Origin of the sequence: Nocardia caishijiensis NBRC 108228, from assembly GCF_001612825.1 — a bacterium.
GTDB classification, from domain to species: Bacteria; Actinomycetota; Actinomycetes; order Mycobacteriales; family Mycobacteriaceae; genus Nocardia; species Nocardia caishijiensis.
In genome coordinates, this window is sequence record NZ_BDBE01000041.1 from 172,337 (window position 1) to 185,427 (window position 13,091).

Annotated in this window: 12 protein-coding genes; 4 read left to right on the plus strand and 8 right to left on the minus strand. The window is 69.9% G+C overall.

The annotated features are described in order from the left end of the window. Positions 1-76 precede the first annotated feature (76 nt). The 6 genes from lnt to NC7_RS24285 form a co-directional block, all read right to left on the minus strand. Positions 77-1,603 carry an apolipoprotein N-acyltransferase gene (gene lnt, locus NC7_RS24260; RefSeq protein WP_067987041.1) on the minus strand — a complete coding sequence of 509 codons (1,527 nt, stop codon included), beginning with the start codon at positions 1,601-1,603 and terminating at the stop codon, positions 77-79. A 336-nt stretch (positions 1,604-1,939) separates the two neighbouring features. Continuing rightward, a complete protein-coding gene (locus NC7_RS24265) occupies positions 1,940-3,523 on the minus strand; it encodes an amidohydrolase (RefSeq protein WP_084458760.1) in 1,584 nt (527 codons plus the stop codon). A 30-nt stretch (positions 3,524-3,553) separates the two neighbouring features. Further along, the gene (locus tag NC7_RS24270; protein WP_067987043.1) at positions 3,554-3,757 is read right to left on the minus strand and encodes a hypothetical protein; all 204 of its coding nucleotides are present in this window, start codon (positions 3,755-3,757) and stop codon (positions 3,554-3,556) included. 42 nt (positions 3,758-3,799) lie between these two features. Further along, entirely contained in the window at positions 3,800-4,291 is a 492-nt protein-coding gene (locus tag NC7_RS24275; RefSeq protein ID WP_067986979.1) for an FxsA family protein, read from the minus strand. A 73-nt stretch (positions 4,292-4,364) separates the two neighbouring features. After that, positions 4,365-5,024: a response regulator gene (locus tag NC7_RS24280; protein WP_067986981.1), complete on the minus strand. Its 660-nt coding sequence runs from the start codon at positions 5,022-5,024 to the stop codon at positions 4,365-4,367. A gap of 21 nt (positions 5,025-5,045) precedes the next feature. Next, positions 5,046-6,212 carry a sensor histidine kinase gene (locus NC7_RS24285; protein ID WP_067986983.1) on the minus strand — a complete coding sequence of 389 codons (1,167 nt, stop codon included), beginning with the start codon at positions 6,210-6,212 and terminating at the stop codon, positions 5,046-5,048. 56 nt (positions 6,213-6,268) lie between these two features. On the opposite strand from NC7_RS24285, the gene NC7_RS24290 reads away from it, so the two are divergent. Continuing rightward, positions 6,269-7,036 (plus strand): TSUP family transporter, encoded by a 768-nt coding sequence (locus tag NC7_RS24290; RefSeq protein ID WP_067986985.1) that lies wholly within the window; start codon positions 6,269-6,271, stop codon positions 7,034-7,036. Here the strand turns inward: NC7_RS24290 and NC7_RS24295 are convergent. Beyond that, positions 7,033-7,677 (minus strand): TetR family transcriptional regulator, encoded by a 645-nt coding sequence (locus tag NC7_RS24295; RefSeq protein ID WP_303745828.1) that lies wholly within the window; start codon positions 7,675-7,677, stop codon positions 7,033-7,035. The genes NC7_RS24290 and NC7_RS24295 overlap by 4 nt on opposite strands. Positions 7,678-7,835: 158 nt before the next feature. Between NC7_RS24295 and NC7_RS24300 the strand changes: the two genes are divergently transcribed. Then, positions 7,836-9,341: a TldD/PmbA family protein gene (locus NC7_RS24300; protein WP_373861271.1), complete on the plus strand. Its 1,506-nt coding sequence runs from the start codon at positions 7,836-7,838 to the stop codon at positions 9,339-9,341. Continuing rightward, entirely contained in the window at positions 9,338-10,729 is a 1,392-nt protein-coding gene (locus NC7_RS24305) for a TldD/PmbA family protein (RefSeq protein ID WP_373861269.1), read from the plus strand. The genes NC7_RS24300 and NC7_RS24305 overlap by 4 nt, the downstream gene beginning before the upstream one ends. A 170-nt stretch (positions 10,730-10,899) precedes the next feature. On the opposite strand, the gene NC7_RS24310 is transcribed toward NC7_RS24305, so the two are convergent. Further along, a complete protein-coding gene (locus tag NC7_RS24310; RefSeq protein ID WP_067986989.1) occupies positions 10,900-12,057 on the minus strand; it encodes an erythromycin esterase family protein in 1,158 nt (385 codons plus the stop codon). 81 nt (positions 12,058-12,138) lie between these two features. Between NC7_RS24310 and NC7_RS24315 the strand changes: the two genes are divergently transcribed. Then, complete coding sequence (locus NC7_RS24315) at positions 12,139-12,849, plus strand: MerR family transcriptional regulator (RefSeq protein ID WP_067986991.1); 711 nt, start codon at positions 12,139-12,141, stop codon at positions 12,847-12,849. Positions 12,850-13,091 lie beyond the last annotated feature (242 nt).

The following is a 13,091-nucleotide window of genomic DNA, read 5'->3' on the forward strand; positions in this document are numbered from 1 at the left end:
ATTTATTTCGTGCTCAATGGATTACACCCCTGCAGCAGCAACTCGATGCCGCTTCCCCCGGGCTGAAACAAACCGCTTATTCAGAATTCTTCGAGCCGCGCATAATCTGCGTCTGATTTGCTCGGCGGCGGCGGGCCAACAGCAGTCCCGCGCCGAACGCGGTCAGGATAACGGACGCCATTTCGGGCGCCGCACCGATCCTGGTCGCGATCGTCGCCGTGTCGCGCAATGGTAGCTGGGCGACCAGCGCCGCGGGGACGACTTGGGCGGAACGCTGCTCTAGCGTGCCGTCGGCGGCGATGATCCCGCTGACGCCAGTGGTTGCCGCGACCACGAGTGCTCGTCCGTGTTCGACCGCGCGCACCCGCGACATCGCCAATTGCTGATACGTCATCTCGCTCTCGCCGAAGGTGGCGTTGTTGGTTGGCACGGTGAGCAATTGCGCACCCGCTGCCAACGATTCCCGGAATGCCCGATCGAAGGCGACTTCATAGCAGGTCGCGACACCGATCCGGACATTCGCGGCAGTGACCGTTCCGTCCCCGTTGCCGGGCACGAAATAGCCCGCGCGATCGGCGTAGGACGAGAACAAACGGAAGAAACCTCGCATCGGCAGGTATTCGCCGAACGGCTGGATGATCTTCTTGTCGTGGCGCTCCCCGGGCCCGGCCGCGCCGTTCCACACCATCACCGAGTTGGTGGTGGTGCGGTCACCGTTCACCAGCACCGCGCCGACGAGGATCGGGGCGCCGATGCGTTCGGAGGCGCGGGTGATGGCCGCGGCGGCGTCGGCGTTGCGCAGCGGATCGATGTCGGAGGAGTTCTCGGGCCAGATCACGATGTCGGGCTTGCGCTCCTGACCGCGAGCGACGCTGTCGGCCAGTTCCTCGGTGCGCCGGACGTGGTTGTCGAGGACGGCACGGCGCTGGGCGTTGAAGTCGAGGCCGAGGCGCGGCACGCTGCCCTGGATGGCGGCCACGGTGATCGTGCGCCCGCCCGCGTCCGGGTCGGGCAGGGTGGGGCGCAGGATCAGCCCCGCCAGCGGCATGACGACGGCGGCGAGCGCCGTCAGCACGATGCCGATGTCGAGGGCCCGCCCGGTGCGCAGTCGCAGCGCGAGGGCCGCGAGCGCGGTACCGGTGAGCGCCACCGCGAAGCCGATCAGCGGAGCGCCGCCGTAGGCGGCCAGCGGCAGGTACCAGCCGTCGGCCTGCCCGAAAGCGATCCGCCCCCAGGGGAATCCGCCGAACGGGACGGTCGAGCGCGCCCATTCCGTCGCCGTCCACGCCAGCGCCAGCCACACCGGCCACCCGGGTAGCCCGCCGAGCCAGCGCGCGAGCACACCCCACAGTCCGAAGAACACCGCGCACGCCGTCGACAGCGCCAACCACGGCACCGGGCCCACATAGATCCCGGTCCACGGCAGCAACGGCAGGAAGAAGGCCAGCCCGCCGAGCATCCCGTATCCGAACCCGGCCCGCGCCCGGTTCGTCCCGTAGACGGCGAGGGTCAGCAGGGCGACGGCGAACGGCGCGAGAAACCACAGCGGCCGGGGCGGGAAACTGGCGAACAACAGAAATCCACCGAGCGCCGCCGCGAGCATCCGCAAGCCGAGGGCCCCGCTCCGCACGGTGCGACCCGCCGCGGTCCCGTCGCCGCCTTCACGCACCACGGGGTCCGATGCGTCGGGTGACGACGCGTCGTCGGTTCCGCGCGCGTCGCCTGTCGCGGACGCGATCTCGGCCGACGACCGGACCTCACCGTGCGCCGTCCTCGACGTCGACGGGTTGTCAGCCCCCGACGATCCTGGGGTAGGGCTGTCGCGTTCGCCGGGGTGCCCCGGTCGCTCGGCCTGCCCTCGCGGCTCGGCGGGCAGCGGAAGGTCGCCGGTGGCGGGGTCGATCATGGTGTCCTGCTCCGTGATTCGTGGCGGGTCGGTTCAGGCCGCGTAGATGGTCGTGCCGTTGTGCACGGTGCGCAGACAGGTCGGCAGGGGCGCGTCCGGATCCAGCGAAGGCAGGCCGGGGACCCTGGAGCGTGGGTCGGTCGACCAGCGCTGAACGGTGTCGGCGGCCGCGGCCACGACGAGATCGCCCGCGTCCCAGATCGCGTACGAGGCAGGGGCACCGGGAACGAGCGTGCCCGCCATCCCGTCGCGGACACCGCCCGCGCGCCAAGCGCCCCGGGTGGCCGCGGCGAAGGCGGCGCGCGGTGACAGGCCGTGGCCCGGGGTGCGATGGTGCACGGCCGCGCGGATCTGCTCCCACGGATTCATCGTGGTGACGGGGGCATCGGAGCCGATGGCCAGGGAGATCCCGGCCGCCGCCATCGCGGCGAACGGGTTGAGTCCGGCGGCACGCTCGGCGCCGAGGCGGGTGGCGTACATGCCGTCGGTTCCGCCCCAGGCGGCGTCGAAGCCCGGCTGCACCGACAGGATCACTCCGAGCCGCGCGAGCTGGTCGATCGCGGCCGCGTCGGTCATCTCGGCATGCTCGACCCGGTGCCCGCGCGCGGCGACGGCGGGACCGCCGAGTTCGTCGGCGACCCGGACGAATCCGTCGACCACGAGGTCCACGGCCGCGTCGCCGATGGCGTGGAAACCGGCCTGGATCCCGGCTTCGGTGCAGGCGCGCAGGTGGTCGGTGACCGCATCGGCGTCGAGGAAGTTCTTCCCGCAGCCCGCCGCGTCGGTGTACGGGTCGCGCAGCAGCGCGGTGTGGGAGCCGAGCGACCCGTCGACGAACAGGTCGCCGCCGAGGCCGTGTACGCCGAGTTCGCCGAGCAGCGCACGCGCCTCGTCGGCACCGCGCACCGCCTCGCCCCAGTAGGCCCGCACCTGCACGCCGTGGTCGAAGGCGAGCAGCTCGCGGACGTCGTCGCGGCCGGAGATGTCGGGTCCGGCGCATTCGTGCACGGCGACCACACCGTTCGCGGCGGCGGTGTCGAGAGCGGCGGTGCGCGCCCAATCCCGTTGGGCACGATTCAATCCGGCGAGCGCGACGGCGCGCACGCGGTGGTGGGCGTCGGCGCGCAGCGGTTCGCCACGGTCGCCGGGTTCACCGGCGGCATCGAGCAGCGCCGAGGACGCGACGGCCGAGTGCGCGTCGACGCGCGCGAGGTAGACCAGCCTGCCCGGCCCCGCGGCGGCGTCGAGTTCGGCGACCGTCGGCGGTCGCTGCTCGGGCCAGGTGGTGTCGTCCCAGCCGTCCCCGATGACGATGCCGTCGGGCTGCCGCGCGGCCTGGGCGCGCACGGCGTCGAGGAGCTCGGCCAGCGAGCGCGCGCCACGCAGATCCAGCCCGGTGAGTCGCAGGCCGAGTGCGGTGACGTGGACGTGCGGGTCGACGAAGGCCGGTGCCACGAACGCGCCGCCGAGGTCGACGATCTCCGCGTCGGGGTGCATGGCGCGCCCGGGCGCCTCCGCGCCGAGCCACACCACGGTGCCGTCGGTGACCGCCATCGCGGTCGCGTCCGGGGAGCTGGAACTGTAGAAACGACCGCCGATCAGCAACTGGGTACTCACGATGCCCCAGTCTGCCGTATCGGCGGATCGTCAGGTCGGCAGGGACAGCACGGCGCGCACGTCGGCGTCGCCGAGTCCGGCCGGTGTGTGTCCGCCCGCTTGGGCGGCGATCAGTTCCAGCCGCCAGGCGGCGGTGGTGAAGTCCGACATCGACTGTCCGGCAGCGGTACTCGCTCGGCGTACCGCGTCGGCCAGTTCCTCGCTCACCGTGACGGTGATCTGCTCGGTGGCCATGCCGGTCACTGTAGACCGTCGGCCGGGGTGGGTGTCAGCGGATCAGGCGGAACCGAGCGCACGCGGGCCCCGGGTGTGACCGTCGTCATACCACTGGCCGACGACATCGCCGTCGACCACGTCGCCACCCGCGTCGACCACCACACCTCGATACGGCGCGGGGGCGAACGAGGGCAGTGGACCGAAGCGCCGGGTGCCGAGCTTCTCCAGCACCGGTCGCAACAGCGCGCGGGTGGGTGGGAACAGTGCGAGCACTCCCAGCACCCCGGTAACGAGGCCGGGCACGAACAGCAGCACCGACCCGGTCGCGACGAGCAGCCCGTCGGCGACCGCGCTCTCCGCGCTCACCTCACCGCGCGAGGCCCGCCGGAACCGGTCGAACACCCGGCGCCCCTGCTTGGCGAGCAGCACCAATCCGACACCGGAGACGGCGACGAGCACCAGCAGCGCCCATCCGACGCCGATCACCTGGGCGAGGCCGACGAGGGCGGCGATCTCGACGACGAGGTAGAGCACGAACAGCAGGCCGGTCATGGTGATCCTTTCGGACGATCTACCTCTTCAACGCACGAGCGCGCGGTTTTTCTCCCGGCCGGGCGTGGATCACTCAGCCGCCCGGGCGGACGAGCCCGGTCTCGTAGGCCAACACCACCGCCTGCACCCGATCGCGCAACCCGAGTTTGGTGAGCACTCGGCCCACGTGGGTTTTCACGGTTGCCTCGGACAGGAACAGTGCCGAGGCGATCTCGGCGTTGCTCTGTCCGGCGGCGATCTGTTCGAGCACCTCGCGTTCGCGGGTGGTGAGCACGTCGAGCACCGAGGGGTCGCGAAGCCCGGCGGGGTCGTCGGCGACGAGGCGGTCGAGCAGGCGTTTGGTCACTTTCGGAGACACCACCGCGTCACCGGCGGCGACGCTGCGGATGGCCGAGACCAGGTCTTCGGGCGGGGTGTCCTTGAGCAGGAATCCGCTGGCCCCGGCGCGCAGGGCGCCGAGCGCGTGTTCGTCGAGGTCGAAGGTGGTCATCACGAGCACGCGCACGCCGTCGCCGGTGGCGACGATGCGGCCGGTCGCGGTGACACCGTCGACCACCGGCATGCGCACGTCCATCAGCACGACGTCGGGACGCAGTTCTCCGGCCCGGCGCACGGCTTCCTCCCCGTTGGCCGCTTCGCCGACGACCTCGATGTCGGGGTGGGCGCCGAGGACCATCTTCAAGCCCATCCGCATGAGTTCCTGATCGTCCACCACGAGCACACTGATCGGCATTCCCTCACCCTAGCGGCCGGTTCAGTCGGTTTCGGCGCGCAGCGGAAGTCGGGCGCTCACCTCCCAGCGCCCGTCGGAAAGCCTGCCCGCGTGCAGGGTGCCACCGAGCACCGCGACCCGTTCGCGCATACCGACCAGACCCATACCACCGCCGTGAATCGCGCTCTCCTGCACGGGAACTCCACCGCTGTCGGTGATCTCGACGAGGACCTCCTCGGTGCCGCGCTGCACCCGGACCACCGCTTTGGGACTGGCACCGGCGTGGCGAAGGGTGTTGGTGAGCGACTCCTGCACGATGCGGTGCACACCGAGACTCACCTCAGGGGTGATGTCGTCGAGTTCGCCGGTGAGCTCGAGGTCGACGGCCAGCCCCGCCTCGCGCATCATCTGCGCCAGGTGCGCGATGCCGGCGCTGCCGTGCTGGGGCAGCAGTTCCGGCGCGTGCTCGGTGCGCAGCAGGGTGACGGTGCGCCGCAGTTCGCGCAGCGCGTCGCGCCCGGTGCCCGCGATCGTCGCCAGCGCGCGTTCGGCGGCGGCCGGGTCGGTGCGCAGGGCGTACTTGGCGCCGTCGGCCTGCACGATGATGACGCTCACCGCGTGCGCGACCACGTCGTGCAGTTCGCGCGCGATCCGGGTGCGTTCGGCCGCGACGGCCTCGTGCGCGCGGCGTTCCTTGTCGTAGTCGGCGACGGCGAGCCGCGCCGCGACCTCGGCGTCGTAGGCGTGGCGGGCACCGTTGAACTCCGCCAGCGTCCAGCACAGCGCGTAGATCGCGCCGACCAGGATCAGGTCGCCGCCTTTCGGTTCCTGCACCAGCAGCACCGACAGACCGAGGTCGATGGCGAGGAAGCCCACATAGATCAGCCCGTCGCGGCGGCCCACATAGGCCACCAGCGTGTACAGCATCACCCCGAGCCCGATCAGCGCCACGTGCGGGGCGGTGCGTTCGTTCAGCAGGTAGCTGATGAGCGTGCACAGCAGCGACAGCACCAGCAGCGCCGCGGCGGTGGCCCTCGGGTACAGGCGGCGCAGGATCACCGGCATCGGCAGCAGCACCGACAGCACGAGATAGACAGCCTTGTTCCTGGCCTCGCCCACACCGAGGACGTCGAAGAACAGCAGCATCGCCGCGAGGAGGGAGTCGGCGACGATGGGTCGTCCACGGAGCCACAGGCTGAACCGGCGCACTGGCCAAGCCTAGGTGTCTGCTGGCTTTCCGGCCGTGATCTTGATTGCCTTGTCGGGTGCAACTCGGAGACTGGACGGTGCTACTGGTGGCCGCGGCGGCGGCGGGCTGGGTCGACGCGGTCGTCGGCGGCGGCGGGCTGATCATCCTGCCCACCCTGCTGCTCGTCGCCCCCGGTATCGCACCGCAGACCGCCCTCGGCACCAACAAACTGGCGGCGCTGGCCGGGACGACGACCGCGGTGCTCACCTTCGCGCGCAAGGTACCGATGCAGTGGAAGGTGCTGGTGCCCGGTGCGGTCATCGCCGCGATCACCGCCGCATGCGGTGCGGCGGCGGTGTCGCTGATCGACCGGGAACTGTTCATCCCGATGGTGATGGTCGTGCTGGTCGGCGTGGCGATCTTCGTGACGGCGCGCCCGAAGGTCGGGTTGACGATGGCGACGCACCCGCCGACGCGACGCAAGGTGATCCTGGTCGTCGCACTCGCCTCGGGCCTGATCGGCCTCTACGACGGGTTGCTCGGCCCCGGCACCGGAACGTTCCTCATCATCACCTTCGCCACGCTGCTCGGCACCGAGTTCGTGCGGGCGGCGGCGATGGCGAAGGTGATCAACTGCGGGTCCAACGTCGGTGCGCTGCTGTTCCTCGGCACCACCGGGCACGTGCTGTGGGGGCTCGGCGCGGGGATGGCGGTGGCGAATATCGCCGGTGCCCTGGTCGGTTCGCGGATGGCACTGGCCAAGGGCGCCGGGTTCGTCCGGGTGGTGTTGCTCGTCGTCGTGGTGGTGATGGTGGTGCGGTTGGGCTGGCAGCAGTTCGCCTAGCGCACCGCGTCGGGTTGGGCGGCCAGCCACGGTTGCAGCACCCGCGAGGTCGTCTCGTGGATCTTGCGATGCAGCCGTTCGCCGTCGTCGATGCTGTGCTGGGGTTGCTGGAACAGCACCGTCAACGCGCCCGAGACCGCACCGACCACGGCACCGACCAACGCGGCGGCACCGACCTCGTCGAGCTCGTGGGGAAACGCCAGGTGCAGTTGCCTGGCGATCTCGCGCTGGGCGACGAGTTGGGCGTGGGCGGCGCGACCACTCACCGAGGGCACGGTGCGCGAGACCCGGGCGCGCAGGGCGGCGATGCGAGCACCCAGATCGTCGACGAGGTGTTCGCCGGGGTTGTCGCCCGCGGCGCGCAGTGCGCGCAGTAGCACCTCGACGGGTCGCTCCCCCGGCCTGCGGGTGGCGATGGCGGCGACGGCCGCGCGCACCCGGTCGTCGGGTTCGGGGAAGAGCAGTTCTTCCTTGCTGGCGAAGTAGTTGAAGAAGGTCCGGGTGCCGACCTCGGCCGCGGCCGCGATCTCGGCGACGGTGGTCTCCTCATAGCCTGCCGCCTCGAACAATTCGACGGCGGCCAGCAGAATCGCACGACGGGTCCGTTCCCTTTTTCGATCGCGGAGGGCAGATGGCGGCACGGCGGGCACCCTACGGCATCGGCAGGTTCTCCGGCGGGAGGATCGGGGCCAGCGCGTCACGGTTGTCGCTGCCACGACCCGGTTTTCACGCGCACCGTCGGCACGTGTCGGTGGCAGCCGCTAGCGTAGGTCCGGTGAGTACCACGACTTCGCACGAGGTGGACGAAGAGTTCCGCGCGCTCGGGCTCGCCGCGCTGGCCGAGGCCGCGCTGTCGGCGGCCCGCGCGGCCGGAGCCGAGCACGCCGATCTGCGGGTGCACCGATTGGTGACCCAGTCGATCCGGTTGCGCGACGGGCGAGTCGAGGCGGTCACCGATGCCACCGAACTCGGGTTGGCGGTGCGGGTGATCGTCGACGGCACCTGGGGTTTCGCCTCGCATGCCGCGCTCACCCCCGACACCGCCGCCGAAGTGGCCCGGCGCGCGGTGACCGTCGCGACGGCCCTGCGGTCGCTGAATCGGGAACGGGTGGAACTGGCCGACGAACCGCGCTACGACGACGTGTCCTGGGTGTCGGCCTACGATCTCGATCCGTTCGCGGTGCCGACGGCGGACAAAGTGGCGCTGCTGCAGGACTATTCGCAGCGATTGTCCTCGGCCGACGGCGTCGACCACGTCACCGCGTCGGTACTGCAGGTCAAGGAGCAGACCTTCTACGCCGACACCGCCGGATCGTCGATCACCCAGCAGCGGGTGCGGTTGCATCCGCAGCTGGAGGCGGTGACCGTCGACGCCACGTCCGGGGTGTTCGAGACCATGCGCACCCTCGCCGCCCCCGCCGGGCGCGGCTGGGAGTACGTCACCGGTGCCGACGGAACCTGGGACTGGGCGGGCGAACTCGCGCGGATCCCCGGCTGGCTGGCCGAAAAGGTCAAGGCGCCGTCGGTCGTCGCCGGTCCGACCGATCTGGTGATCGATCCGACGAACCTGTGGCTCACCATTCACGAATCCATCGGGCACGCCACCGAGTACGACCGGGCGATCGGCTACGAATCCGCCTATGCGGGAACATCGTTCGCCACCCCCGACAAGCTGGGCACCTTGCGCTACGGCACCCCGATCATGCACGTCACCGGTGACCGCACGCAGGTGAACGGCCTGGCCACCGTCGGCTACGACGACGAGGGCGTGGCGGGCCAGCGATGGGACCTGGTCCGCGACGGCATCCTGGTCGGCTACCAGCTCGACCGCGTCTTCGCCCCGCGCCTCGGTCTCGACCGCTCCAACGGCTGCTCCTACGCCGATTCACCGCACCACGTGCCCATCCAGCGGATGGCGAACGTGTCGCTGCAACCGGACCCCGACCACGACACGAGCACCGCCGAGCTGATTTCGCGGGTGGCGGACGGTCTCTACGTGGTGGGTGACAAGTCGTGGTCGATCGACATGCAGCGCTACAACTTCCAGTTCACCGGGCAACGCTTCTTCCGGATCCGCGGCGGAGAGCTGGCCGGTCAGGTGCGTGACGTGGCGTATCAGGCCACGACAACCGATTTCTGGGGATCGATGGAGGCGGTCGGCGGGCCGAGCACCTGGCAGCTGGGTGGTGCGTTCAATTGCGGTAAGGCCCAACCGGGTCAGGTGGCGGCGGTGAGTCACGGCTGCCCGTCGGTACTGGTGCGTGGCGTCAATATCCTCAACACCCGGACGGAGGGCGGCCAGTGAGCGCGAGTGTGTTCCCAGCCGGGGCGGTGGTCGAGCGGGCACTCGCCGCATCGGTGGCCGACGAGGCGATCGTGATCGTCACCGACGCGCACGAGGCCTCGCTGCGGTGGGCCGGTAACTCGATGACCACCAATGGTTCGTCGGTGTCGCGGTCGTGGGCGGTGATCTCGATCTTCCGCGACGGACCGAACTCGGCTCGCGTGGGTTCGATCTCCTCGACCAGTGTCGACCCGACCGACATCGCGGACGTGGTGCGGGCCAGCGAGGAGGCTGCGCGCACGGCCGAACCAGCCCGCGACGCGATGCCGCTGCTCGACCCCACCGAGGACGACATCGCCACCTGGGACCAGGAGCCCGGCAGCACCGGCATCGAGGTGTTCGCGGGGCTGGCGCGTGATCTGTCGACCGGGTTCGACGGCGGTGATCGGCTCTACGGGTTCGCCCACCACCAGGTACACACCACCTGGCTCGGCACCTCCACGGGCATCCGACGCCGGTTCACCCAGCCCACCGGCTCGGTCGAGATCAACGGAAAGCGTGGCGAGGGCAGCGGTCTCGCCAGTGCCTGGGTCGGTGTCGGCACCCCGGATTTCGCCGACGTGGACACGCCGGGCCTGCTGGCGGAACTCTCGCGACGGCTCGATTGGGCCGCCCGGCGTATCGACCTGCCCGCGGGGCGGTACGAGACGTTGCTGCCACCCTCGGCGGTCGCGGATCTGATGATCTACCTGGCGTGGAGCATGGAGGGACGCGGTGCGCAGGAAGGGCACACCGCGTTCTCCCGTGCCGGTGGCACGCGGGTCGGTGAGCGGCTCACCGACATTCCGCTCACCCTGTACTCCGACCCCGAGGCCGGTGGCCTGGAGTACCAGCCGTTCGTGGCGACGCCGTCGTCGTCGGAGTCACTGTCGGTGTTCGACAACGGCCTGTCCGCGCGGCGCGTCGACTGGATTGGTGACGGCACCATCGAGTCACTGATCTACCCGCGCGCCACCGCCGCCGAATTCGGCACCACCGCCACGGTTCCCGGCGAGAACCTGCTGCTCACCGGCGGCGGTGATGCCACTCTGGACGAGATGATCGCCCGCACCGAACGCGGCCTGCTGCTCACCTGCCTGTGGTACATCCGCGAGGTCGACCCGGCCACCCTGCTGCTCACGGGCCTGACCCGCGACGGGGTGTACCTCGTCGAAGACGGCCGGGTCACCGGCGCGGTGAACAACTTCCGCTTCAACGAAAGCCCCCTCGACCTGTTACGCCGGGTGTCGGAGGCGGGCGCGACCGAGATCACCTTGCCCCGCGAATGGAAGGACTGGTTCACCCGGACGGCCATGCCGCCCTTGCGGATTCCCGACTTCCACATGTCGTCGGTGAGCCAGGCGACCTGACTCCAGGGCGGCCGCACCGCCGCCCTGGTCGTCCCCCAGTGCCGGGGCCGGGTGGCAAGCCGCCGGGGTGCGGTCGACGGAATCCCCGCGACAGTGCCTCCCGGCGCACCGCGAGGAGCTGGTGATCGACCAACGGGACCGATGACGCTGCCGTCAGACCGACGGGTGGGTCACGCCCAGTTGGCGAGACTGGTGGCGCTGCCCTCCGCCAGGTGCACGATCACGTCCGCTCCCGCGACCGTGTCGGGGTCCAGCGGGAAGTAGCCCTGTTCGGGTCGGGTGTCTGTGCGGGTTTCGGCAACCCCGAGCGCTTCGGCGGCCACGAATCCCCAAGTGGGCGTGGACTTCTGGAAAGCACCCTCGTACGTATCCGGCTCGGGTTCGCCGAGTTCCAGGCCGGTGCTTCGGCCGAGGCTGCCGAGGATCACTCGGTAGCGCTCCCCCATCAAGGCGGCCACGATGGCCCCCGCTCCCGACCAGGTGAGCGTTATCGGCCCCATCCGCATGATGCTCGAGGTGCGACGCAGGTGCAGGTTGTGGGCGCAGACAAGCGTCGGACCACGTGAGCTCTCGACACCGCGGATGTCGAGAAGATTCTGGGCCATCAAGGCATCGCGGGTGGCGGACAGGATCGACCAGCGGTCCGCGTCGGGCAGCGGGGTGGCCGCCTGCGCGTGATAGCGCAACAGGCCGATGCCCGTGGTGAGATGCACTGCGGCCCTGCGCCATTCGTCGAGTGAGGTGGCGGCGATCCGTTCCGGTGCCGCGGCGTGCAGGCGCACGGACAGGTCGTCGGCGATGACGCGCAGACGTTCGGCGTCGGCGGTGGCACCCACCGAGCGAGCCGGGTCCATCATCGCCTCGGTGCGGTTCCAGCGGTCGTCCTCGCCTGCCGACTCGCGGACGCCGAGGTCGAGTTCCAGGTAGTCGCAGACGTATTCGAGGTACCGGCGTGGGCTCGGCGCGTACATCGTCTCCATCGCGCCGTCGAAACCGTGGATGTGCACGCGGTCCTCGGGCGGCAGACCGGCATTGTGGGCGCGCAACCATGTCACCAGCTGTCGATTGGTGTCGAACGCGCCGAAACCGTGCGTGAACCCGGTGGTCATCACCTCCTCGAGGGTGCCGACACCGTGGCGTACGTAGTCGTCGACGGCGAGCGCGGCGGCCCGGTCGATTTCCAGGGCGATGGAGCGGAACCCTCGCTCGACCAGGTCACCGAACACGTCGTTGCGGATGGTGGCGAAACCCGGTTCTTTGTGCGTGGGTTCGCCGAACGCGAGCAGCTCGCAGGTGGAGGGGAGGAAGTCCCCGATTCTCTGACTCATGTGGATATATCGTATCGTTGAAGAAACGGTGTAAAGCTGATCAGCGTTTATAGGGTCTCGAGCCAGGTAAAGTCTCAAACCGTGAGGAAACTCAGGCCGTCGGATCTGGCCCAGGAGCACGGCATCTCCACCCAGGCGGTGCGCAATTACGAACGCGACGGCTGCCTCCCACCCGCCGACCGCACCCCCTCCGGCTACCGCGTCTACACCGACCTGCACGCCGCCGCCCTCCGCGCCTACCTCACCCTCGTCCCCGCCTTCGGCCACGTCGCCGCGAGCCGCATGATGCGCGCGCTGCACGACGACGACCTCGACACCGCTCTCACCGAGGTCGACCGCGCCCACGTCCGTCTCCTGGAAGATCGCGAAACCCTCACCTCGGTCCGTCGCGCGGTGGACCACCTCGGTCTCGAATCACCGTCGCCGACAGCGGATCCCGCGGCGGTGTACACAATCGGTGAACTCGCCTCCCACCTGGGTCTCAGCCCCGCTACGCTGCGGGCCTGGGAGGCGGCGGGCATCCTGTCCCCGATGCGGGATTCGGGTACGGGCTACCGGCAGTACGACTCCACCGACCGTCGCGATGCTCGACTGGCGACGATTCTGCGGCGCGGTGGTTACCGTCTGGACCACATCGCGAGGGTTGTCGCTCAGGTTCGCGCCGCGGGCAGCCTCGAGGCGCTCGACGCCGCCTTGGGCGTGTGGCAGGCCGAGCTCACCGAGCGGAGTGTTGGGATGCTCGGAGCGGGGGGTGTGCTTCGAAGATATGTTGCAGTGCTGGGGTGTAACTGAATCTGGTGGGGAGGGTTCGGTTGTAGCAATTGTGCGCGATGGGGGTTTGTCGAAGCTCTCGCGGATTGGGATGGCTCGCGTGTGGATGTCTACCGCGCGTGGCCACACGGAACGAATCGAGGTTGGCTCCTGCCGCATTCTCGAGCACGCGGCATCACTCGAGGCCGCCACCTACCGCGATTCCAGCCGCATCGCGCTATCTGGGGGTTTTGTGCACCATAAAGGTATTGGGCTGTGTTTTT

Coding starts and splice junctions, on each gene's coding strand:
- NC7_RS24310 (WP_067986989.1), bottom strand. CDS start 12,057: ATGAGTCAGAGAATCGGGGACTTCCTCCCCTCCACCTGCGAGCTGCTC.
- NC7_RS24270 (WP_067987043.1), bottom strand. CDS start 3,757: ATGGCCACCGAGCAGATCACCGTCACGGTGAGCGAGGAACTGGCCGAC.
- NC7_RS24275 (WP_067986979.1), bottom strand. CDS start 4,291: ATGACCGGCCTGCTGTTCGTGCTCTACCTCGTCGTCGAGATCGCCGCC.
- lnt (WP_067987041.1), bottom strand. CDS start 1,603: ATGCTCGCGGCGGCGCTCGGTGGATTTCTGTTGTTCGCCAGTTTCCCG.
- NC7_RS24280 (WP_067986981.1), bottom strand. CDS start 5,024: ATGCCGATCAGTGTGCTCGTGGTGGACGATCAGGAACTCATGCGGATG.